This is a genomic window from Pseudomonas sp. S2_F03 (assembly GCF_054668335.1).
In genome coordinates this window covers 2,571,098-2,591,618 of record NZ_CP162759.1, presented here as the reverse complement: position 1 = coordinate 2,591,618, position 20,521 = coordinate 2,571,098, and the positions used below count along the sequence as shown (strand labels likewise).

Sequence of the window (20,521 nt, the reverse complement as noted above, 5' to 3'; positions counted from 1 at the left end):
GCAACCTTACCCTGTGGAGCGAGCCTGCTCGCGATAGCGGTGTGACAGTCAGCATCGATGTCGACTGACCCACCGCTATCGCGAGCAGGCTCACTCCGACAGTAATGCTCATTTCCCGAGCGATTGCCGGGCACTGCGATACGCCCCCGGCCCCACCCCATAAACCTGCTTGAACTGCCGGCTCAGATGACTCTGGTCGGCAAATCCCAATTGCGTGGCCACTTCCAGCGGCAAACACCCGTTTTGTAACAGTGCCCTGGCCCGGGCGATGCGTTGTTGCATCAGCCAGGTGTGCGGCGGCATGCCGGTGGCTCGGCGGAACACCCGGGCAAAGTGAAACGGTGAAAGGTTCACCGCCGCCGCCAATTCCTCCAGTGACGGTGGTGCCGCCAACTGCGAATGCAGCAAATCCTTGGCCCGCGTCACCGCTCGATGCTCATTGCCGGGTTTGCCGGCAATCGGCACGGCCGCGTGTCGTTGCAGCAATAACAGCATCATTTCTCGCCAGACGGTTTGCTGTTGCAGGGCCGTGGATGGACTTTCCAGCAGACAATGCAGCTGGCAGAAACCCTTCACCAGGTCCGGGTCGCGATACAGCGTGGCGCCGAATGCCGGCAAGTGGTGGGTCGGCAATTCCAGCTCCGCCAGCAACGAAAGTAACTGGCTACTGTCCGGATAAAACGCCCGGTACAACCAGCCATCCTCCGTGCCTTTGTGGCCGGTGTGCAGTTCATCCGGGTTGATCAATACCAGCGTGCCACTGCCGGCCAGGTGTTCGGCTCCGCGATAGCGATAACGCTGGGCGCCGGCCATGATCATGCCGATCACATAACCCTCATGCACATGGGGTGCGAAGCGGTGCTCAATGTAGCGCGCGGACAACAACTCGACCCCGGCCAGCGGCGCGGTTTGCCAGAAGCGGATCGACTCGCCCTGATCGGCGTCCATGACCTATTCGCGCCCCACGGCGGCCAGCCACTGCGGGATGCGCCGTTCCAGGTAATAACCCGGTTGTCTGAACGAACCATCCACGAAACCAACATGCCCGCCCTTGGCCTGTAATTCGAGCAGTGTGCAGGCCGACAGTTCGTCGGCGTGGGGCAGGCTGTGGGGGAAAACAAAGGGATCGTCGGCCGCCTGAATAATCAGGGTCGGTGTGCGAATTTCCCCAAGGAAATAGCGGCTCGAGGCGCGGCGATAGTAATCCTCGGCATCGATATACCCGTTCAAGGGCGCCGTGACCCGGCCATCGAAATCCCAGAAGGTGCGCATGTTCTCCAGCGAACCCAACGCGGCCAGCGCCGCCAGGCCATCCTCGCGCCCGTCATGCTGGAACTGGCGCTGTTTGTTTTTGATGTAGGCGAGCATTTCGCGCATGAAGTGCGCCTGATAAACCTTGGAAAAGCCCTGGCCGATGCGATCTGCACATTGGTCGAGACGGAACGGCACCGAGACCGCCACTGCGCCGACCACGCCGCTGTCACTGCCGGACTCGCCCAAATGTTTAAGCAGGACATTACCGCCCAGGGAGTAGCCGACCGCGTACAGCGGCGCCAATGGACGTTTGGCCCGCAGGTGCCTGATGGTTTCGGCGAGGTCTTCACTGGCACCCGAATGGTAGCTGCGCGCCAGCAGATTCGGCTCGCCGGAACAGCCACGCCAGTTCAGCGCGACACTGGCCCAGCCTTGGGTGGCAAGGGCCTTTTGCACGCCGGCCACATACGGTGAGTTCGATGAGCCCGTCAGGCCGTGCAACACCAGCACCAAGGGCGATGTCGCGCTGTGAGGGCCGTGCCAGTCGAGGTCGAGGAAGTCGCCGTCTTCGAGCCACAAGCGCTCGCGCTCGCGTTCAATATGCGTGGTTTTGCGCCAAAGCGGTCCCCACAAGGTTTGCAAGTGCGGGTTGCCCAGGCCCAAGGCGGGGGTAAAGCGTTCTGGCGGATGGGACACGATCACTCTCGATGCAGCGGTGCGCAACGTGTGCGCACCTTTTCAGGCCGGTCGATTAACCGGCGATCTCTGCCATACGTTGCCACAACGCGTAGTAGACCCGCCCGGATTTCTGTTCACGGTGCAGGCGCCAGTTGCCTGGCAAACCGAGGGACGACGGCGCGTTTTCGCTTTCAGTGTAGATCCAGGCTTCGTTGGCCAACCACTGACGCTCTTCCAGCAGCGTGCAAACGGAAGGCAGCAGGTCCTGGTTGAACGGCGGGTCGAGGAAGACCAGGTCGTACGCAGTCGCTGTCTGGGTTTCCAGATAGCGCAGGGCATCGGCGGTCTGAACGTGGCCAGTGGTGCAGCGCAGTGTGCCCAAGTGTTCCTTGATGCTGGAAACCGCAATGTTGCTGGCGTCCAGCGCCTGGCCCATGGCCGCGCCACGGGACAGGGCTTCTAGAAACAGTGCGCCGCTGCCGGCGAACGGGTCCAGCACCTTGGCGCCCGGGACATAAGGCGCGAGCCAGTTGAACAGGGTTTCACGCACCCGGTCCGGGGTCGGACGCAGGCCCGGGGCATCCGGGAAGCTCAGTTTGCGGCTACCCCATTCGCCCCCGATGATGCGCAGTTGGTTCACGCCGTTATGGACGTTATGAACAGGTTTTTTTGGACGCGTGGCCATTAATGCTCCGGAACCCCGAGCGGTTGCTCGGCAGGTTTATCAGATGGGGCCGGTAACGGCTTTGTGGCACGGTCGGGCCAGCGCTGACGATGACCATTTTGTCCGTGCTCAGGTGTTTGTTCAGTGCAGTCTTGACCTGTTCGATGGTCAGGCTCTGGGACTGACGCATGAAATCATCCAGATAACTGAGCGGCAGGTTGTAGAACCCCATGGCGCCCAACTGGCCGACGATATCGGCGTTGCTGGCGGTGGACAGCGGAAAGCTGCCGGCCAGTTCACGCTTGGCGTCATCGAGTTCTTTCTGGGTCGGGCCGGTTTTAAGGTAGTCGGCCAGCACGTCTTGTACCAGCTTCAGCGTGCCTTCGCTCATCTCGGCGCGAGTTTGCAGGTTGATCATGAACGGGCCGCGCGCCTGCATCGGGGTGAAACCCGAGTACACGCCGTAGGCCAGGCCACGCTTCTCGCGGACTTCGCTCATCAGTCGGGTGCCGAAACCACCGCCGCCAAGGATCTGGTTGCCTAACGACAGAGCGGCGTAGTCCGGGTCGTCACGGTCGATGCCCAGTTGCGCGAGCATCAGGTTGGTTTGCTTGGACGGGAACTCGATGTGACCAATGCTGGCTTTGGGTTCTTCGGGCTGCGCGATTTTCGCCAGTGCCGGGCCTTTTGGCAGCGCGCTGGAGACTTGCGCGGCAATCGCTTCGGCCTCGGCGCGAGACAGGTCGCCCACCAGCGCAATCACCACGTTGCCCGCTGCGTAGGCTTTCTCATGGAACGCCTTCAGCTGAGCCTGCGTGATGGCGGGAACGGTTTTCGCCGTGCCGTCACTGGCGTGCGCGTAAGGATGATCACCGTACAAGCGGTTCATCAGCTCCAGACTCGCCAGTTTGCCGGGGTTTTGTTTCTGATACTCGAAGCCGGCCAGCATCTGATTCTTGATGCGTGCGAAGGAACCGGCGGGGAAGGTGGGTTTGCCGACCACTTCAGCGAACAGCTTCAGTGCCGGTTCGCGCTTGTCCTTGGCACTGAGGCTGCGCAAGGACGCGAGTGCCATGTCTTTGAACGCCCCGTTGCCAAAGTCCGCCCCCAGGCCTTCGAAGCCTTGCGCAATGGCGCCGACATCTTTCCCGGCTATCCCTTCGTTGAGCATCGCGTTGGTCAGCAGGGCCAGGCCCGGTGCATTGCCGTCCTGGCTGCTGCCGGCGGCGAAGATCAGGCGCAAGTCGAACATCGGCAGCTCGCGAGCTTCGACGAACAACACCTTGGCGCCTTCGGCGGTGTTCCAGGTCTGGACGTCGAGTGAGCGGTGGCTCGGTGCCTTGCCATCGAGTTCAGTCAGCGATTGCAACTTCTGGCTGGACTTGGCTTTGTCCAGGGCTTCGCTGGCCTTGGAATCGCCGCTTCTGCTCAGGTAGAAGGCCGCGGAGCCGATCAGGGTGACAGCGATCAGGCCGATCAGGGCCAGGCGTGGTTTTTTACGCTCACTCATGAGTCGTCTCCAGTGGCAGGACATGGGCGACGCTGAGACGTTCGCGGGTGAAATACAGCTTGGCGGCTTTCTGGATGTCTTCTGGCGTTACGCTTTCCAGGTCGGCCAGTTCGGTGTCCATCAACTTCCATGACAGGCCGACGGTTTCCAGTTGACCGATGGACGTGGCCTGGCTGGTGATCGAATCACGTTCGTAGACCAGGCCGGCAATCACCTGAGCCCGCACGCGCTCCAGCTCTTCAGCGGACGGCGCAGTGGTTTTCAGCTGTTCGAGCAGCTTCCACAGACCGGCTTCGGCCTGGGCGATGGTTTTCTTTTTTTGCGAGTTGGGGCTGGCCGACAAGGTGAACAGGCTGTCGCCGCGCGTGTAGGCGTCGTAACTCGACGAACCGCCGGACACCAGCTCTTCGCCGCGTTCCAGTTGGGTCGGGATGCGACCGCTGTAGCCGCCATCGAGCAGGGCCGCGATCAGGCGCAAGGCGTTCACCGAACGCTTGTCTTCGGCGGTAGCGATGCTCGGTACGTTGAAGCCCAGCATCAGGCTCGGCAGTTGGGTTTGCACATGCAGGGTGATCAGGCGTTCACCCGGCTCGGCCAGTTCCAGCGGGATTTTCGCCGGCGGCACGTCGCGCTTGGCGATCGGGCCAAAGTAGCGCTGGGCCAGGGCTTTGACCTCGTCCGGAGTCACGTCACCGACGACCACCAGCGTGGCGTTGTTCGGGGCGTACCAGGACTGGTACCAGTGGCGCAGTTCTTCGACTTTCATGCGATCCAGGTCAGCCATCCAGCCGATGGTCGGCGTGTGGTAACCGCTGGCGGGGTAAGCCATGGCCTTGAAGCGCTCGTAGGCTTTGGACATGGGCTTGTCGTCGGTACGCAGGCGACGTTCTTCTTTAATGACTTCGATTTCCCGGGCGAACTCGTCAGACGGCAGGCGCAGGCTGGCCATGCGGTCCGCTTCCAGTTCAAAGGCTACGCCCAGGCGGTCGCGGGCCAACACTTGGTAGTACGCGGTGAAATCGTCGCTGGTGAACGCGTTCTCTTCGGCGCCCAGGTCGCGCAGGATCAACGAAGCTTCGCCGGGGCCGATTTTCTCGCTGCCTTTGAACATCATGTGTTCGAGGGCATGGGACAGACCGGTCTGGCCCGGTGTTTCGTAGCTGGAACCGACCTTGTACCAGATCTGGGAAACCACCACCGGCGCACGATGGTCCTCGCGCACGATCACCTTCAGACCGTTGTCGAGCGTGAATTCGTGGGTGGGTTGTGGATCGGCAGCCAAGGCTGACAGTGGCAGACAAACTGTGCTGAGCAGCAGGCCTGCAGCGCGGCGGGCTAGAGCATTCATTCGTTTTTTAAACCTGTTGGGCTGCCCGCTTGGTCTTAGCGTCAGCGGGCGAGAGGGTGCTAGGATAACGGTCCGTTTTACTGGCGGCCACGCCTATCAGGCCTTTGATCGGTCTGCAGGTTGTTTGGGTTTTCGGCTCGAGCGTTGAGTTTGTCAGCTAAACTCTGCGTTTTCGCCGACGATGCCGTTCCAGTCCTTCGAATTAGTCGACCTTTGGGGTGCGATTTGCACCCCGACAAAATGTTGCGCGTGAACAAGCTGGGTCAATCGCAGTCTGTTCTGCATCGAATATTTATTTGCCGGGGCGCCATTGGCGCGTCGCTACCGTGAGATAGCCGTCCTCCATGTTTGGTTCCAACGACGACAAGAAAGCCCCAGCTGCGGCTGGCGAGAAGAAAAGCCTGTTCGGATGGCTGCGCAAAAAGCCGCAGGAACCCGTCGTCGAACAGCCACAACCACTTCCTGAGCCCACGCCGGCGCCGGTTATAGAAGAAACACTCGCGCCGATCGTGTTGCCCGTCGCCGAACCGGTGCTGCAACCGGTGGTCGAGCCCGATCTCGTCGCTGAAGTTGTCACCCAAGCGCCCCTGACACCGATTGCCGAACCCTGGCTGACGCTGCCGGTGGCCGAGGAACCGGTGGCATTGGTTGAAGATGAGTTGGCGCCGCACATTACGCCGCCGATTCCCGCGCCGACTGCGTTTGCACCTGCTCCCGTTCAGGTTTCGGTGGTTGAGCCGGTCGTCGCGCCAGCCGTCGTGGCCGAGCCTGAACCGGTGGTTGCAGAGCCGGTGATTCCTGCTTTCGTTGCTCCGGTTGCTCCGGTTGCTCCGGTTGCTCCGGTTGCTCCGGTTGCTCCGGTTGCTCCGGTTGTGCAGGCGCCAGCACCGGGCGCCGCTGTCGTCGAAACGCCTGTCGAACCGCCGCGTACAGAAGAAACCAAAGCCGGCTTCTTCGCCCGTCTCAAGCAGGGCCTGTCCAAGACCAGCGCCAGTATCGGCGAAGGCATGGCCAGTTTGTTTTTGGGCAAAAAGGCCATCGATGACGAGCTGCTGGAAGATCTCGAAACCCGTCTGCTGACCGCCGACGTTGGCGTCGAAGCCACTTCCGTGATCATCCAGCGCCTGACCCAAAAGGTTGCGCGCAAAGAGCTGGCCGATTCCGATGCGCTGTACAAATCCTTGCAGGCTGAGCTTGCCGCCATGCTCAAGCCGGTCGAGCAGCCGCTGAAAATCACGTCGCAGAACAAACCGTTCGTCATTCTGGTGGTAGGCGTCAACGGCGCCGGCAAGACCACCACCATCGGCAAACTGGCGAAGAAGCTGCAACTCGAAGGCAAGAAAGTCATGCTCGCCGCCGGTGACACCTTCCGCGCAGCAGCGGTCGAGCAGTTGCAGGTCTGGGGTGAGCGCAACAAGATCCCGGTCATCGCCCAGCACACCGGCGCCGACTCGGCTTCGGTTATCTTCGATGCCGTACAGGCCGCCAAGGCCCGTGGCATTGACGTGCTGATCGCCGACACCGCCGGTCGATTGCACACCAAAGACAACTTGATGGAAGAGCTGAAGAAAGTCCGCCGGGTCATTAGCAAGCTCGATGCCGATGCGCCGCACGAAGTGCTGTTGGTGCTTGATGCCGGTACGGGTCAGAACGCTATCAACCAGGCCAAACAATTCAACCAGACCGTCGAACTGACCGGCCTGGCGCTGACCAAGCTCGATGGCACCGCCAAGGGCGGGGTGATTTTTGCCCTGGCCAAGCAGTTCGGCCTGCCGATCCGCTACATCGGCGTCGGTGAGGGCATCGACGATTTGCGTACCTTTGAAGCTGAACCCTTTGTCCAGGCATTGTTTGCCGAGCGGGAGCGTTCATGATTCGTTTCGAACAGGTCGGTAAACGCTACCCGAACGGACACGTCGGCTTGCATGAGCTGAGCTTTCGAGTCCGTCGGGGCGAGTTTTTGTTTGTAACCGGCCATTCCGGCGCCGGTAAAAGCACCTTGTTGCGCCTGTTGCTGGCCATGGAGCGTCCGACCACCGGCAAGTTGCTGTTGGCCGGCCAGGACCTGGGCACCATCAGCAATGCGCAGATTCCTTACCTGCGTCGACAGATCGGCGTGGTGTTCCAGAATCACCAGTTGTTGTTCGATCGCACGGTGTTCAACAACGTCGCACTGCCATTGCAAATCCTCGGGCTGTCCAAGGCCGAGATCGCCAAGCGTGTGGATTCGGCCCTGGAGCGCGTGGCGCTCTCGGACAAGACCGATTTGTACCCGGGGGACCTGTCGACGGGGCAGCAACAGCGCGTCGGCATCGCCCGCGCCATCGTTCATCGCCCGGCCTTGCTGCTGGCGGACGAGCCGACCGGTAACCTCGACCCGCGCCTGGCTGCCGAAATCATGGGCGTATTTGAAGACATCAATCGCTTGGGCACCAGTGTGCTGATTGCCAGCCACGACCTGGCGCTGATCGCTCGTATGCGTCACCGCATGCTCACACTGCAACGTGGCCGATTGATTGGCGATGGGGAGGCGGGCGAATGAGTGCGACACGCAGCCCTAAAGTTTCCGAGCGCGTAGCCCCGAAGGCTGCCGAACCGCAACCGCAGAAGAAAAAACACGACGATGACGACGGTCCGGATTTCCCGACGTTGTTTCGGGCCTGGGTCGAAAGCCATCGCGCCAGCCTGCTGGACAGCTTGCGTCGTTTGGGCAAACAGCCGATCGGCAGCTTTTTCACTTGCCTGGTGATGGCCGTTGCGCTGAGCCTGCCCATGGGCCTGTCACTTTTGCTAAGTAACGTCGAGCGTCTGGGCGGGTCCTGGCAGCGTGCGGCGCAGATTTCCCTGTACCTGCAACTGGAAGCCAGCCCTGAACAGGGCGAATCGCTGCGCGAGCAAATCAAGGGGATGCCCGGTGTCGCTGATGCCGAGTACGTGGGGCGCGACCAGGCGCTGGAAGAGTTTCAGCAGCAATCTGGCTTGGGTGAGGCGCTGAAGGAATTGCCGGAAAACCCGCTACCCGGCGTGGTTCTGGTCACTCCGAAGGAAGTCGACAAGCCGGCGCTTGAAGCATTACGACAAAAACTTTCCGAGTTGCCGAAGGTACAACAGGCACAACTTGATCTAGTCTGGGTCGAGCGTCTGGCCGCGATCCTCAAGCTGGGCGACCGTTTTGTCTTTGGTCTGACCGTGCTGCTGGTTTCTGCATTACTTTTGGTGATAGGCAATACCATTCGTCTTCATATTGAAAACCGCCGCACAGAGATAGAAGTGATTAAACTCGTCGGCGGCACTGACAGCTATGTGCGCAGGCCCTTTCTATATATGGGTGCGCTTTATGGCTTCGGTGCGGGGATTCTGTCTTGGGGCGTACTGGCGTTTGGCCTGAACTGGCTCAACGACGCGGTGGTAGGGCTGGCCGGTTTATACGGCAGTGATTTCGCGCTGGCCGGAGTGCCAGTTGCCGACGGTCTGTCTCTCTTGCTTGGCGCGGTGCTGTTGGGGTATATCGGTGCATGGATTGCAGTCGCACGCCACCTGAGGGAGCTTGCGCCTAAGTAGTATCATTTTGCTCGTATTGACCTTTCAGCGTTTATGGGAACTTGTTTTTCGGTTTCCGGTCAATTTTCGCAGTGCTGAACTGCACGAGTTTGTAAGTGGGAGGTTTTTTCGTATGACCAATTCTTTGCAACCTGCATATGCTCTGGTCCCGGGTGCGAACCTGGAGGCCTATGTGCACACCGTCAACAGCATTCCATTGCTGACGCCGGAGCAGGAGCGTGAACTGGCCGAGAGTCTCTATTATGAGCAGGATTTGGGGGCGGCTCGGCAGATGGTGCTCGCCCACCTGCGTTTTGTCGTACATATCGCCCGTAGCTATTCCGGCTACGGTCTGGCTCAGGCTGACCTGATCCAGGAAGGCAACGTCGGGCTGATGAAGGCGGTCAAGCGCTTCAACCCGGAAATGGGTGTGCGTCTGGTTTCGTTTGCTGTGCACTGGATCAAGGCGGAAATCCACGAGTTCATCCTGCGCAACTGGCGCATTGTGAAAGTCGCGACCACCAAGGCCCAGCGCAAGTTGTTCTTCAACCTGCGCAGCCAGAAGAAGCGCCTGGCGTGGCTGAACAACGAGGAAGTCCATCGGGTGGCGGAAAGCCTCGGTGTAGAGCCTCGGGAAGTGCGCGAGATGGAAAGTCGCCTGACCGGCCATGACATGGCCTTCGACCCGGCCGCGGAAGCGGACGACGACAGCGCTTTCCAGTCGCCGGCCAACTACCTGGAAGACCACCGGTACGACCCGGCCCGTCAACTGGAAGATGCCGATTGGAGCGACAACTCCAACCACAACCTGCACGAAGCGCTGGAAGTGCTGGACGACCGCAGCCGCGACATCCTCTACCAGCGCTGGCTGGCGGAAGAAAAAGCCACGCTGCACGACCTGGCGCAGAAGTACAACGTGTCGGCCGAGCGTATCCGTCAGCTCGAGAAGAGCGCGATGAACAAGCTCAAGTTGTCGATTGCGGCATAACCTGCGCGAAGGCAATAAAAAACGCCCCGATCATTGATCGGGGCGTTTTTTGTTTGTGCCCGGATTTATGCCTCACCCTGGCCCTTGTGGGAGCGAGCTTGCTCGCGAAAGCGGTGTATCAGTCAATAACTGTAGCGACTGACCAGACGCTATCGCGAGCAAGCTCGCTCCCACAGGGGATTTTCAGTGTTCGGGAATTGTGTTCGGCTACTGGGCCCAAGGCGCTCGGCGCGAATCATTGAGACCCACCAGATAACTGTCGCCACCCAGCTGACTCATCTGTTTGCGAATCCAGCCGGCTCGCCGCGCCACATAAGAGGTGGGATGGCTTGCACTCCAGACGCGCGGGTTTGGCAGTACGGCGGCCAACAAGCTCGATTGTTGGCGACTGAGGCCTTTGGCGCTCACACCAAAGTGGTGTCTGGCTGCCGCCTCTGCGCCAAATACCCCGTCATCCCATTCCACACTGTTGAGGTACACCTCAAGAATCCGCTGCTTGGGCCACAACACCTCGATCAATCCGGTAAACCAGGCTTCCAGGCCTTTGCGCAGCCAGCTACGGCCGGACCAGAGAAACAGATTCTTCGAGACTTGCTGGCTCAAGGTGCTGGCGCCTCGAATCGAGCCACCGAGTTCGTTGTGAGCCAGTGCTGCCTGAATCGCACCGAGATCAAACCCCCAGTGTTCCGGGAATTTTTGGTCTTCGCCGGCAATCACCGCGACTTTAAGGTCGTCGGAGATTTCATCCCACGGCTTCCAGGTGCGTTGCAGGTCAATGGGCTCGCCGTCGAACCAGGATTCGATCTTGCGCTCGACCATCAGCGCAGTCCCCGGTGGCGGGACCACGCGGAAGATCAACACCAGCAATACGCTGCCGCCCATGAACCAGAGCACGGCCTTCGTGAAACGACGGAAATAGATACGCAGCATAGAGATGGCTTGGCCGAACCCGTTGAGCGGGCCATTATACAGACCCTGTTGATCGAGTCTGACTGGAGTTCTTAATGCTGCGTGGCTTTCTGATGCTGGCCGCTTTCTTCGGCTTCACCGGCGTTGCCTTGGGCGCGTTCGCCGCCCACGGCTTGAAAAACCGTCTGACCCCCGAGTATCTGGCGATATTCCACACCGGCGTCACTTACCAATTGGTGCACACCCTGGCGTTGCTAGGCATTGCGTTACTGGCCACGCAAATTCAGGGGCGACTGATCACCTGGGCGGGCGCGTCGTTTGCCATCGGCATCCTGCTGTTTTCCGGCAGCCTGTACCTGCTTACCCTGACCGGTGTCAGCAAGCTCGGAATCATTACGCCCTTCGGCGGGCTCGCATTCCTGGTGGGCTGGGCGTGCCTGGGGCTTGCCGCCTGGCGGTTGAGCTGACCGGGTGGTCCATTTCATGACGAATGGCTTGGGTCACCAAGACTGATCGGGCTAGAATGCCAGCCCCTAAAAATGATGACGGCATTCGGTATGCGCATTCAGTTGAACGGCGAATCCCTTGAACTGCCCGACGGTGAAACCGTTGCGGCCCTGCTGACCCGTCTGGAACTGACCGGACGCCGGGTAGCGGTCGAACTCAATCTGGATATCGTCCCGCGCAGTCAGCATGCCGGCACTGCACTGAACGACGGCGACAGCGTCGAAGTCGTTCACGCCATCGGCGGCGGCTAGTCTGCGCCCAGTCCGAAAGGGCAAGAATTCTGCAAGAACCTCACCCCTACAGAGGATTTCCCATGAGCATCGTTCGTAGCGACAAGCCTTTCGTCCTGGCCGGTCGTACTTACCAGTCGCGTTTGCTGGTCGGCACTGGCAAGTACCGTGACATGGAAGAAACCCGCCAGGCTATCGAAGCCTCGGGTGCCGAAATCGTCACCTTCGCCGTGCGCCGCACCAATCTGGGCCAGAACGAAGGCGAGCCGAACCTGCTCGATGTCCTGTCGCCGGATCGCTACACCTTCCTGCCGAACACCGCCGGTTGCTTCGACGCTGTCGAGGCCGTGCGCACCTGCCGCCTGGCTCGTGAACTGCTTGGCGGGCACAATCTGGTGAAGCTGGAGGTGCTGGCGGACCAGAAAACCCTGTTCCCCAACGTGATCGAAACCCTCAAGGCCGCCGAAGTGCTGGTCAAGGAAGGCTTCGACGTGATGGTGTACACCAGCGATGACCCGATCATCGCCCGTCAATTGGCGGAAATCGGCTGCATCGCGGTCATGCCGCTGGCCGGCCTGATCGGCACAGGCCTTGGGATCTGCAACCCGTACAACCTGCAGATCATCCTCGAAGAAGCCAAGATCCCGGTGCTGGTGGATGCCGGTGTCGGTACCGCGTCCGACGCCACCATCGCCATGGAACTGGGTTGCGAAGCCGTGCTGATGAACTCGGCCATCGCCCATGCCCAGCAGCCGGTCATGATGGCTGAAGCCATGAAACACGCCATCGTTGCAGGCCGCCTGGCCTACCTCGCCGGCCGCATGCCGAAAAAACTCTATGCCAGCGCCTCCTCGCCGCTGGATGGTCTGATCAAGTAAGAGCCATTGATGACTGAATCAAACGACACGCCAATCCAGACGGAAGAAGGCGAAGAGCGCCAACACCGCCGCATCAAGAGTTTTGTGATGCGCGCCGGGCGCATGACCGAAGGCCAGCAAAAAGGCCTGGAGCAGGGCACGCCGCTGTTTGTCTTGCCGTTGGCCGATGCGCCGGTGGACTTCGATCAAGTGTTCGGCCGTTCGGCGCCGCGCTCGCTGGAAATCGGTTTCGGCATGGGCCATTCGCTGCTGGAAATGGCTGCGGCCTCGCCGGAGCAGGATTTCATTGGCGTGGAAGTTCACCGTCCGGGTGTGGGTGCGCTGCTTAATGGCGTGCTGACTCAGGGCCTGACCAACCTGCGGGTCTACGATTGCGACGCGATTGAAGTGCTCAACCGCTGCATCGCCGACAACAGCCTCGATCGCCTGATGCTGTTTTTCCCGGACCCGTGGCACAAGAGCCGTCACCACAAGCGTCGTATCGTTCAGGCGTCGTTCGCTGAACTGGTACGCAGCAAGCTGAAGGTGGGCGGTGTGCTGCACATGGCTACCGATTGGGAGCCGTACGCCGAGTACATGCTGGAAGTGATGAACGTCGCGCCGGGTTATCGCAACCTCGCCGAAGACGGCAAGTGCGTTCCGCGCCCGGCCGAGCGTCCGATCACCAAGTTCGAACGCCGCGGCGAACGGCTTGGGCACGGCGTGTGGGACCTGAAGTTCGAGAAACAGTCCTAAGCCTTACGCAACAAACTGTGGGAGCGAGCCTGCTCGCGAAAGCTTCATGACATTCAACACTTCGTTGATTGTCAGGCCTTCGCAAGCCGGCTGGCTCCCACCGTCGTTGTGTGTGGTGTTCAAGTTCAGTGGCGATCCGCCGACAACTCTACGCCCCCACTTGTAAAGGAAGACAGGTTTGAAAGCCCTCTTCGCCTGCACGTTGCTTTTGAGCCTGTTGGCCTCGACAGCCTGCGGCCCCGCCGTAACCCCCGATGAGTATTTTGCGCGCGCCCAGAAAGCGGCCGCGGATCTGCAGCGTAACGCCGATGAAATAATCAGGCTGGAGGCGGCAGGACAGCTCGATCTGACCAACAGGCCCGAGCAGTTGGAGAATGCAGAAAGTACCCTCGAAGTACTCGCAGATAATCTCAAGCGCGCATCTGATGGCGGGCACACGCTCGCGACGTACTTTCTGGCTAACCTACAAAGCAATCCGATGTATTCCGGGCAGTCGCCGAAAGAGGCCTGCGGCCTTTACCAAAAAGCCATGGACCAAGGCTTGTTGGCAGCCGCCATTGGCTATTACAACGTGTGCGATCGGGCCTACGAAAGGTTTGATCTGCACAACGCCGATCACCTGAAATACTTGCAAACACTGGAGCAGTTGCTTCAGAAGCCCGACATAAAGGGCGGCGGCTATCCGTTGATGGCCACGCGTTCCCTATGTTTCCAGGACGTGAATGCACCATTGCCCCAGCAAGGCATCATGGAGGCTATGCAGGCCCGCGCCGCCGCGCTGCTGCTGACAGAAGCGCAATATCGCGCCGAGGCCAATTACATTCTGGCGCTGACACGCGTGAACAAAAATGACCGTCCCGATAGCCAGAATATTGTCTATCTGGATAAAGCCGAGGCATTGGGCTGCAAAGACTTTCTGGGGCTGAGCGCCATGATGCGCAACGCAGTCATGGCGGCAGAGGCTAAATAGAAGGCGTTGACGTCAGCGGCGGTCAGCCACGACACCAATCAGCACCAGCACCACCAGCAACACGGGGGCCAGGCTGTAGTTGTTGAACTGGCTCAAGCCGCGAACGATCCATGGCGTCGCGTAAATCAGCGCGGCGCCGCTGCCGATCATGCACAGCAGGGCCATCAGTGGCACGCGCAAGGCGCCGGCAATGCTGCCCAGCCGTTGCTCGACCCAACCTTTGAAGTCCGAACCAAACAGCACCAGCAGACAGCCCACCAAGGCCAAGGCGATTTCCGACAGGTTGCTGCGGCTCCAGCGGGACACGGTGGCGAGCAGGTCGAGTATCAAATCCATTCGTTTTCCCTTAAGGCTGAAATCAGCTCAGAAATGTCTGCAACAAGTCATTGAGAAACAGTTGTCCGCGCGTCGTGGCCGCCAGACGTGACGGTTCGACCTGCAACAAGCCACTTTGTTCGGCTTCGCGACGGTGTTCGGCAAGGCTTTCCAGGCTCAGCCCGGTGCGCTCCGGATACAGTCGCGATTCGACGCCCTCGGTCAGGCGCAGCGCGTTCATCAGGAACTCGAACGGCATCTCATCGTTGGTCAGCGCCTTCTCGCCCGCCTTGAAGCTTTTGGCCGGATTGAGGTAATCCTTGGGCAAGCGGGTCTTCCAGGTGCGCACGATGCGCCCGTCCGGATGGCTGAGCTTGCCGTGGGCACCCGCGCCAATACCGATGAAGTCGCCAAAGCTCCAGTAATTGAGGTTATGCCGCGCCGGGCGACCCGGCTGGGCATACGCCGACACTTCGTATTGCGCGTAACCGTGTTCGGCGAGCAGCGCCTGACCCGCTTCCTGAATGTCCCACAGGGTGTCGTCTTCCGGCAGCGTCGGTGGCTGGTTCCAGAACACCGTGTTCGGCTCCAGCGTCAGCTGATACCAGGATAAATGAGTCGGTTTCAGGGCGATGGCGGTACGCAGGTCGTTCAGGGCATCTTCCAGGGACTGATCGGGCAGGCCGTGCATCAAGTCCAGGTTGAAGTTATCGAACCCGGCCTGACGGGCCATGCCAGCGGCGCGTACCGCTTCGTCGCCGTTGTGAATCCGCCCCAGGGCCTTGAGTTTCTCTTCCTGAAAACTCTGGATGCCGATCGACAGGCGATTGATCCCCAGTTTCCGGTACGCCACGAACTTGTCTTGCTCGAACGTTCCCGGATTGGCTTCCAGGGTGATTTCGATGTCATGCGCAAACGGGATGCGTTGTTCCACGCCTTTGAGCAATCGGCCCAAGGCTTCGGCGCTGAACAAGCTTGGCGTGCCGCCACCGAAGAAGATCGAACTCAGTTCGCGGCCGTAAACCGCGTGCAAGTCTTCATCGAGGTCAGCCAGCAGCGCATCGACGTACTCTTCTTCCGGCAGCACCGGGCTGGCGGTATGGGAGTTGAAGTCGCAATAAGGGCATTTGCGCACACACCACGGAATGTGGATGTACAGCGCCAAGGGCGGCAGCACGGGCAGTGCCGCCCGTGGCGATTGGGCGTCACCGCCGAAGATCAGCGGCGACGCGGATGATTCACGGGTCATTTCAAGCCCAGACGCTGGCGCAGCAGATCCATTGCACGGGCGCGGTGACTGATCTGGTTCTTGTCGCTCGGGCTCAGTTCGGCGCTGGAGCAATCGCGCTCCGGCACCCAGAACAGCGGGTCATAGCCGAAACCGTGTTCACCGCTGGCCGCCGTCAGGATGCGCCCGTGCCACAGGCCTTCGCAGAGGATCGGCAACGGATCATCGGCGTGACGCACCAGTGCCAATACACAGACGAACTGCGCGCCGCGCTCGGCCTCGGGCACGTCTTTCAAGACGTCGAGCAGCTTGGCGTTGTTCGCTGCATCGCCCTTGCCATCGGCATAACGAGCCGAATAGATACCCGGCGCACCGCCGAGGAAATCCACTGCCAGCCCAGAGTCGTCGGCGAGCGCCGGCAGGCCGGAGATGCGCGCGGCGTTGCGGGCCTTGAGGATGGCGTTCTCGACGAACGACAGGCCGGTTTCTTCAGGTTCGACGCTGCTGAACTCGCCGATCGAGCGCAGTTGCACCGAGTCGCCGAGCATGGCCTGGAGTTCCTTGAGTTTGCCGGCGTTATGGCTGGCCAATACGAGTTGCGTGAAGTTGATCATTCGCCGGGGAATAGCTCTTGGTTGAAATTGATGGTGTTGATTTTGTCACCGTTCTGCACCTTGATTTCGAAGGTGCGGACTTCCTGCTGATCCACCGGGTATTGCGCGATGTAGTAGATCGCACCTTGTTCGGTGATTTGTTTGAATTGCAGGGGCACGCTCTGGCTGGTCAGGTCTTTGACCGTGCCGCTCACCTGAGCCATCAGCGGCTTGCCTTCCTTGATCACGGCAACATTGATCACGCCCTGGTTCTTGCTGCGGATCAACTCCGCCGATTTGGCGATGTCCGGTGTCAGGAATGTGGAGTTGAAGGTGTTGTAGTGCACCGTCACGTCGCCAAAGGTTTCCTGGCGATCGCCCTTGATGGCGTCCGCGGCCATGGCCGTGACGCTCAGGCAGGCAGTGAGTAGAAACAGCGCTAGACGACCCATATTCGTTCTCCTTGGAATGTCGTGGTTCAGACAGCGACCTTGTGATCCTGCAGCCCGGGGCTGCTGACGCGGTAAATACCGATCTCACCTAACAGATTAGGCCATAGCTTACTGGCCCACCCGTGCCGATGCTGTTGATCCACGGCAAGCCGATCAATGACCTTGGCTTCACGTTCACGACACAACGCCTCAAAGTCTTCGAAGGTGCAGAAGTGGATGTTCGGCGTGTTGTACCAGGTGTACGGCAGAAACTCGGAGACCGGCATCCGGCCCTTGCTCGCCAGGTACCAGCGGCAGCGCCAGTGACCGAAGTTGGGGAAAGTGATGATGCACTGGCGCCCAACGCGCAGCATTTCGTCGAGGATCTTGTCCGGGTAATGCACGGCTTGCAGCGCCTGGGTCATGACCACGATGTCGAAGCTGTTGCTGGCAAAGTTGCCCAGGCCCTTGTCCAGGTCCTGCTCGATGACGTTGATGCCTTTGGCCACGCACTCGGCGATGTTGTCCGGGTCGTTTTCCAGGCCATAGCCGGTGACTTGCTTGTGGTCGCGCAGCCAGGTCAGCAGTTCGCCATCGCCGCAGCCGAGGTCGAGCACGCGGCTGCCGGCGGGGATCCATTCCTGGATGATTTCCAGATCGGCTCTCATGTCTTCCTCAAAGCGAAATGCGGTTCATGTAGTTGCTGAAGGCTTGCAGGTAGCGCGGGATCGGAATCAGGAAGGCGTCGTGGCCTTGCGGGGCGTCGATCTCGAGGTAGCAGACGTCTTTTTTCGCGGCCATCAGCGCGTCCACCAGTTCCCGCGAGCGGGCAGGGGAGAAGCGCCAGTCGGTGGTGAACGACATCACGCAGAACTTGGCCTGGGCATTGGCGAAGGTTTTCGCCAGGTCATCATCGAAGTTCGCTGCCGGGTCGAAGTAGTCCAGCGCCTTGGTCATCAGCAGGTAGGTGTTGGCGTCGAAGCGCCCGGAGAACTCTTCGCCCTGATAGCGCAGGTAACTTTCGACCTGGAATTCCACGCTGTGAAAATCGTAGTTGAGCTTTTCGCTTTTCAGGCCACGGCCGAATTTTTCGCCCATCGAATCATCGGACAGGTAGGTGATGTGCCCGACCATCCGGGCCAGCATCAGACCGCGCTTGGGAATCACGCCGGCTTCCTGGAACGAACCGCCGTGGAATTCGGGGTCGGTGAGGATGGCCTGGCGCGCCACTTCGTTGAACGCGATGTTCTGCGCCGATAGCTTTGGGGCCGAGGCGATGGCCAGGCAGTGACGAATGCGGTCGGGATAAGTGATGCTCCATTGCATCGCCTGCATGCCGCCAAGGCTGCCACCGATCACTGCTGCCCATTGGCCGATGCCGAGGCGGTCGGCCAGACGCGCCTGGCTGTGCACCCAGTCTTCCACGGTCAGCACCGGGAAATCGGCGCCGAAGGGCTTGCCGGTGTCCGGGTTGATGCTGCTCGGGCCGGTAGAGCCGTTGCAACCGCCAAGGTTGTTCAGGCTGACCACGAAGAATTTATGGGTATCAATCGGCTTGCCAGGCCCGATGCAGCTGTCCCACCAACCGGGTTTACGGTCGTCGGGGCTGTGAAAACCGGCAGCGTGATGGTGACCGGACAACGCATGGCAAATCAGCACGGCGTTGCTCGCCGTGGCATTCAGCGTGCCATAGGTTTCGTAGATCAGGTCATAGGCTGGAAGCGAACGCCCGCAGGCCAGGGCCAGGGGTTCGCTGAAGTGCGCCACTTGCGGCGTCACCAGACCAACAGAATCGGGGGAAAGGCAGTTGGCATCGACCCTGCTCTCGTTGAAATGAGGCGTAAGTCTAAAGACCGCTGCCCCTAGCAGCAAGCGACTACCCATGATCGTTCCCACGCTCTGCGTGGGAATGCCTCAATGGACGCTCCGCGTCTGCTTCGGCGGTGACGCGGAGCGTCACAGGCTGCATTCCCACGCGGAGCGTGGGAACGATCAAGGTCGGGCCAATCCGGGCAACTCCGGCAGCTTCTTCGGCGAACAAATCCGCACCCGTTTCTGCCGGTTCAGCTCACCGCTGATCAAACTCACCTGGCTCTTGGAGACCCCAAACGCCTTGGCCAGAAACGCCATCAGGTAAGCATTTGCCTTGCCTTCGACCGGTGGTGCGGTCAGGCGGATTTTCAGGCGATCCCCATGCAGCCCGCAGAAATCATCGCTGCGGGCGGCCGGTTGCAGGTGACACTCCAGAATCAGGTCGTCACCGTCCCAGCGGTAGTAGCTCATCAGATCAGGCCAAGCAGGCCCTGCGGCATGAACGCATAGAACGCAAGGCGCGGGATCAGCCAGCTTTGCAGCAGCTGGATCGCGATGAACGCGAAGATCGGCGAAATATCGAGGCCGCCCAGGTTCGGAATGATGCGGCGGAACGGCGCGAGTACCGGCTCAGTGATCTGGCCGACCAACTCCGCCCCCGGATTGTGGCTGCCCGGGGCGACCCAGGACAGAATCACGCTGATGATCATGGCGTAGAACAGCACATTCAAGAACAGCGAGAACAGCGCAATGATCGACCATGGCACCAACAGCAGCCAGTCAACGTCGAAGCCTTTGAGCGTGAGGATGACCGCCATCAGCAGCATCTGCAGGATCAGCGCCAGCACCAGCGACGACATGTCCAGCCCGAACATGCTCGGGATCACCCGGCGCAGTGGCTTGAGCAGCGGTTGGGTGGCTTTGACGATGAACTGGCAGAGCGGGTTGTAAAAATTCGCCCGGACCAGTTGCAGGATGAAGCGCAGCAGCACGATCAGCAGGTACAGGCTGCCCAAGGTTTTAATGATGAAAACGGCAGCGTCATTGAGTCCTAGCATTATTGAATCCTTTGTAAGAGCTGATTAGCGACCAAGTTGCTCAGCCATTTCGGCCGAGCGATGCGCGGCGGCGCCGAGTGCCGTTTCGACCAGGGCTTCGAAGCCGCCGGCCTGGAACGACTTGATCGCAGCTTCCGTGGTGCCCGCAGGCGACGTTACACGACGACGCAGTTCGGCGGCATCGACATCGCTGGCGACCGCCATGTGCGCGGCGCCCAGCGCGGTTTGCAGGGTGAGTTGTGCGGCGATGTCTGCTGGCAGGCCTAGCTTCACGCCCGCGGCGGTCATGGCTTCGATCAGCAGGAAAAAGTACGCCGGGCCGGAGCCGGACACCGCAGTGACGGCGTCCAGTTGCTGTTCTTCGTTGAGCCACAGTGCAATGCCGACAGCCGACAGCAGTTCTTGCGCTTGCTGGCGTTGATCAGCGTTCACTTGGGCCGTGGCGAACAAACCACTCACGCCCTGACGCAGCAGCGCCGGGGTATTAGGCATGCAGCGCACGATTGGCTGGGCACCGAGCCAGTTGTTCATGCTGGCGCAGGTGATGCCAGCGGCAATCGACACCACCAGTTGATTGGGCTTCAGGCTTGGGCGAATCGCTTCGCACACGGCTTTCATCGCCTGGGGTTTGACCGCCAGGACGATCACGTCGGCGTCTTGAATGGCGTCGGCATTGTCGGCGAATACTTCGATGCCGTGTTCGGCAGCGACCTTGGCGCGGGTTTCGGCACCGGGATCGCTGGCGCGGATCTGCGCAGCGTCCAGACCTTTGGCGCGCAGGCCGCCGATCAGGCTGGCGGCCATGTTGCCGGCACCGATAAAGGCAATACGGGTTTTGCTCATGTCAGGTCCTTATAAAGAGTGGTGTCAGCC

The 20,521-nt window shown here is 60.4% G+C and carries 22 protein-coding genes and 2 pseudogenes; 9 read left to right on the top strand and 15 right to left on the bottom strand.

The window, feature by feature from the left end; all coding sequences use genetic code 11:
* Positions 1 to 108 precede the first annotated feature (108 nt).
* From AB4N76_RS12260 to AB4N76_RS12240, 5 genes and pseudogenes are all read right to left on the bottom strand, one after another.
* Positions 109 to 948, bottom strand: a complete 840-nt coding sequence (locus AB4N76_RS12260) for an AraC family transcriptional regulator (RefSeq protein WP_109785638.1) — start codon at positions 946 to 948, stop codon at positions 109 to 111.
* 3 nt (positions 949 to 951) lie between these two features.
* Entirely contained in the window at positions 952 to 1,950 is a 999-nt protein-coding gene (locus AB4N76_RS12255; RefSeq protein WP_046029700.1) for a hydrolase, read from the bottom strand.
* 55 nt (positions 1,951 to 2,005) lie between these two features.
* Entirely contained in the window at positions 2,006 to 2,617 is a 612-nt protein-coding gene (rsmD, locus tag AB4N76_RS12250; protein WP_046029702.1) for a 16S rRNA (guanine(966)-N(2))-methyltransferase RsmD, read from the bottom strand.
* Positions 2,617 to 4,106 (bottom strand): annotated as a pseudogene (locus AB4N76_RS12245) (M16 family metallopeptidase). The gene rsmD and the pseudogene AB4N76_RS12245 overlap by 1 nt, the downstream one beginning before the upstream one ends.
* Positions 4,099 to 5,454 carry a M16 family metallopeptidase gene (locus AB4N76_RS12240; protein ID WP_109785635.1) on the bottom strand — a complete coding sequence of 452 codons (1,356 nt, stop codon included), beginning with the start codon at positions 5,452 to 5,454 and terminating at the stop codon, positions 4,099 to 4,101. The pseudogene AB4N76_RS12245 and the gene AB4N76_RS12240 overlap by 8 nt, the downstream one beginning before the upstream one ends.
* A 344-nt stretch (positions 5,455 to 5,798) precedes the next feature.
* Between AB4N76_RS12240 and ftsY the strand changes: the two genes are divergently transcribed.
* From ftsY to rpoH, 4 genes are all read left to right on the top strand, one after another.
* Positions 5,799 to 7,328 carry a signal recognition particle-docking protein FtsY gene (ftsY, locus tag AB4N76_RS12235; protein WP_460164489.1) on the top strand — a complete coding sequence of 510 codons (1,530 nt, stop codon included), beginning with the start codon at positions 5,799 to 5,801 and terminating at the stop codon, positions 7,326 to 7,328.
* A complete protein-coding gene (ftsE, locus tag AB4N76_RS12230) occupies positions 7,325 to 7,996 on the top strand; it encodes a cell division ATP-binding protein FtsE (protein WP_008026149.1) in 672 nt (223 codons plus the stop codon). Before ftsY ends, ftsE begins: the two co-directional genes overlap by 4 nt.
* Positions 7,993 to 9,015, top strand: a complete 1,023-nt coding sequence (ftsX, locus tag AB4N76_RS12225; RefSeq protein WP_046029714.1) for a permease-like cell division protein FtsX — start codon at positions 7,993 to 7,995, stop codon at positions 9,013 to 9,015. The genes ftsE and ftsX overlap by 4 nt, the downstream gene beginning before the upstream one ends.
* Positions 9,016 to 9,127: 112 nt before the next feature.
* Positions 9,128 to 9,982: an RNA polymerase sigma factor RpoH gene (gene rpoH, locus AB4N76_RS12220; RefSeq protein WP_007897890.1), complete on the top strand. Its 855-nt coding sequence runs from the start codon at positions 9,128 to 9,130 to the stop codon at positions 9,980 to 9,982.
* A 207-nt stretch (positions 9,983 to 10,189) separates the two neighbouring features.
* Here the strand turns inward: rpoH and mtgA are convergent, their stop codons facing one another.
* The gene (gene mtgA / locus AB4N76_RS12215) at positions 10,190 to 10,912 is read right to left on the bottom strand and encodes a monofunctional biosynthetic peptidoglycan transglycosylase (RefSeq protein WP_046029718.1); all 723 of its coding nucleotides are present in this window, start codon (positions 10,910 to 10,912) and stop codon (positions 10,190 to 10,192) included.
* A 74-nt stretch (positions 10,913 to 10,986) separates the two neighbouring features.
* Here mtgA and AB4N76_RS12210 point away from each other — a divergent pair, with 74 nt between their 5' ends.
* The 5 genes from AB4N76_RS12210 to AB4N76_RS12190 all read left to right on the top strand — a co-directional run bounded on the left by AB4N76_RS12210 (position 10,987) and on the right by AB4N76_RS12190 (position 14,211).
* Positions 10,987 to 11,358, top strand: coding sequence for a DUF423 domain-containing protein (locus tag AB4N76_RS12210; protein ID WP_046029720.1), 372 nt, complete (start codon positions 10,987 to 10,989; stop codon positions 11,356 to 11,358).
* Between the two features lie 90 nt (positions 11,359 to 11,448).
* Positions 11,449 to 11,649 carry a sulfur carrier protein ThiS gene (gene thiS, locus AB4N76_RS12205; RefSeq protein WP_175648963.1) on the top strand — a complete coding sequence of 67 codons (201 nt, stop codon included), beginning with the start codon at positions 11,449 to 11,451 and terminating at the stop codon, positions 11,647 to 11,649.
* Between the two features lie 62 nt (positions 11,650 to 11,711).
* Complete coding sequence (locus tag AB4N76_RS12200; RefSeq protein ID WP_109785632.1) at positions 11,712 to 12,506, top strand: thiazole synthase; 795 nt, start codon at positions 11,712 to 11,714, stop codon at positions 12,504 to 12,506.
* Positions 12,507 to 12,515: 9 nt separating this feature from the next.
* Entirely contained in the window at positions 12,516 to 13,241 is a 726-nt protein-coding gene (gene trmB, locus AB4N76_RS12195) for a tRNA (guanosine(46)-N7)-methyltransferase TrmB (RefSeq protein ID WP_046029724.1), read from the top strand.
* Between the two features lie 178 nt (positions 13,242 to 13,419).
* Positions 13,420 to 14,211, top strand: a complete 792-nt coding sequence (locus tag AB4N76_RS12190; protein WP_046029726.1) for a hypothetical protein — start codon at positions 13,420 to 13,422, stop codon at positions 14,209 to 14,211.
* Between the two features lie 12 nt (positions 14,212 to 14,223).
* On the opposite strand, the gene AB4N76_RS12185 is transcribed toward AB4N76_RS12190, so the two are convergent.
* The 9 genes and pseudogenes from AB4N76_RS12185 to proC form a co-directional block, all read right to left on the bottom strand.
* Positions 14,224 to 14,547, bottom strand: a complete 324-nt coding sequence (locus AB4N76_RS12185) for a DUF3392 domain-containing protein (RefSeq protein ID WP_046029728.1) — start codon at positions 14,545 to 14,547, stop codon at positions 14,224 to 14,226.
* Between the two features lie 22 nt (positions 14,548 to 14,569).
* Positions 14,570 to 15,775, bottom strand: a complete 1,206-nt coding sequence (hemW, locus tag AB4N76_RS12180; RefSeq protein ID WP_046029730.1) for a radical SAM family heme chaperone HemW — start codon at positions 15,773 to 15,775, stop codon at positions 14,570 to 14,572.
* Positions 15,772 to 16,368 carry an RdgB/HAM1 family non-canonical purine NTP pyrophosphatase gene (gene rdgB, locus AB4N76_RS12175; RefSeq protein ID WP_109785630.1) on the bottom strand — a complete coding sequence of 199 codons (597 nt, stop codon included), beginning with the start codon at positions 16,366 to 16,368 and terminating at the stop codon, positions 15,772 to 15,774. Before rdgB ends, hemW begins: the two co-directional genes overlap by 4 nt.
* Positions 16,365 to 16,799 carry a DUF4426 domain-containing protein gene (locus AB4N76_RS12170; RefSeq protein ID WP_046029733.1) on the bottom strand — a complete coding sequence of 145 codons (435 nt, stop codon included), beginning with the start codon at positions 16,797 to 16,799 and terminating at the stop codon, positions 16,365 to 16,367. Before AB4N76_RS12170 ends, rdgB begins: the two co-directional genes overlap by 4 nt.
* A gap of 26 nt (positions 16,800 to 16,825) precedes the next feature.
* Positions 16,826 to 17,446, bottom strand: coding sequence for a methionine biosynthesis protein MetW (gene metW / locus AB4N76_RS12165; RefSeq protein ID WP_046029734.1), 621 nt, complete (start codon positions 17,444 to 17,446; stop codon positions 16,826 to 16,828).
* A 7-nt stretch (positions 17,447 to 17,453) separates the two neighbouring features.
* Positions 17,454 to 18,592: pseudogene (gene metX / locus AB4N76_RS12160) on the bottom strand (homoserine O-succinyltransferase MetX).
* A 178-nt stretch (positions 18,593 to 18,770) separates the two neighbouring features.
* Complete coding sequence (locus AB4N76_RS12155) at positions 18,771 to 19,061, bottom strand: DUF167 domain-containing protein (RefSeq protein WP_109785627.1); 291 nt, start codon at positions 19,059 to 19,061, stop codon at positions 18,771 to 18,773.
* A complete protein-coding gene (locus tag AB4N76_RS12150) occupies positions 19,061 to 19,648 on the bottom strand; it encodes a YggT family protein (protein ID WP_046029737.1) in 588 nt (195 codons plus the stop codon). The genes AB4N76_RS12155 and AB4N76_RS12150 overlap by 1 nt, the downstream gene beginning before the upstream one ends.
* 24 nt (positions 19,649 to 19,672) lie before the next feature.
* Complete coding sequence (gene proC, locus AB4N76_RS12145) at positions 19,673 to 20,491, bottom strand: pyrroline-5-carboxylate reductase (protein WP_460164488.1); 819 nt, start codon at positions 20,489 to 20,491, stop codon at positions 19,673 to 19,675.
* Between the last annotated feature and the right edge of the window lie 30 nt (positions 20,492 to 20,521).

What these genes read in the sequence shown, in the direction of transcription:
- AB4N76_RS12260 (WP_109785638.1), bottom strand. Translation starts at nt 948, where the DNA reads ATGGACGCCGATCAGGGCGAGTCGATCCGCTTCTGGCAAACCGCGCCG.
- rsmD (WP_046029702.1), bottom strand. Translation starts at nt 2,617, where the DNA reads ATGGCCACGCGTCCAAAAAAACCTGTTCATAACGTCCATAACGGCGTG.
- AB4N76_RS12240 (WP_109785635.1), bottom strand. Translation starts at nt 5,454, where the DNA reads ATGAATGCTCTAGCCCGCCGCGCTGCAGGCCTGCTGCTCAGCACAGTT.
- ftsY (WP_460164489.1), top strand. Translation starts at nt 5,799, where the DNA reads ATGTTTGGTTCCAACGACGACAAGAAAGCCCCAGCTGCGGCTGGCGAG.
- ftsE (WP_008026149.1), top strand. Translation starts at nt 7,325, where the DNA reads ATGATTCGTTTCGAACAGGTCGGTAAACGCTACCCGAACGGACACGTC.
- ftsX (WP_046029714.1), top strand. Translation starts at nt 7,993, where the DNA reads ATGAGTGCGACACGCAGCCCTAAAGTTTCCGAGCGCGTAGCCCCGAAG.
- rpoH (WP_007897890.1), top strand. Translation starts at nt 9,128, where the DNA reads ATGACCAATTCTTTGCAACCTGCATATGCTCTGGTCCCGGGTGCGAAC.
- mtgA (WP_046029718.1), bottom strand. Translation starts at nt 10,912, where the DNA reads ATGCTGCGTATCTATTTCCGTCGTTTCACGAAGGCCGTGCTCTGGTTC.
- AB4N76_RS12210 (WP_046029720.1), top strand. Translation starts at nt 10,987, where the DNA reads ATGCTGCGTGGCTTTCTGATGCTGGCCGCTTTCTTCGGCTTCACCGGC.
- thiS (WP_175648963.1), top strand. Translation starts at nt 11,449, where the DNA reads ATGCGCATTCAGTTGAACGGCGAATCCCTTGAACTGCCCGACGGTGAA.
- AB4N76_RS12200 (WP_109785632.1), top strand. Translation starts at nt 11,712, where the DNA reads ATGAGCATCGTTCGTAGCGACAAGCCTTTCGTCCTGGCCGGTCGTACT.
- trmB (WP_046029724.1), top strand. Translation starts at nt 12,516, where the DNA reads ATGACTGAATCAAACGACACGCCAATCCAGACGGAAGAAGGCGAAGAG.
- AB4N76_RS12185 (WP_046029728.1), bottom strand. Translation starts at nt 14,547, where the DNA reads ATGGATTTGATACTCGACCTGCTCGCCACCGTGTCCCGCTGGAGCCGC.
- hemW (WP_046029730.1), bottom strand. Translation starts at nt 15,775, where the DNA reads ATGACCCGTGAATCATCCGCGTCGCCGCTGATCTTCGGCGGTGACGCC.
- rdgB (WP_109785630.1), bottom strand. Translation starts at nt 16,368, where the DNA reads ATGATCAACTTCACGCAACTCGTATTGGCCAGCCATAACGCCGGCAAA.
- AB4N76_RS12170 (WP_046029733.1), bottom strand. Translation starts at nt 16,799, where the DNA reads ATGGGTCGTCTAGCGCTGTTTCTACTCACTGCCTGCCTGAGCGTCACG.
- metW (WP_046029734.1), bottom strand. Translation starts at nt 17,446, where the DNA reads ATGAGAGCCGATCTGGAAATCATCCAGGAATGGATCCCCGCCGGCAGC.
- AB4N76_RS12155 (WP_109785627.1), bottom strand. Translation starts at nt 19,061, where the DNA reads ATGAGCTACTACCGCTGGGACGGTGACGACCTGATTCTGGAGTGTCAC.
- AB4N76_RS12150 (WP_046029737.1), bottom strand. Translation starts at nt 19,648, where the DNA reads ATGCTAGGACTCAATGACGCTGCCGTTTTCATCATTAAAACCTTGGGC.
- proC (WP_460164488.1), bottom strand. Translation starts at nt 20,491, where the DNA reads ATGAGCAAAACCCGTATTGCCTTTATCGGTGCCGGCAACATGGCCGCC.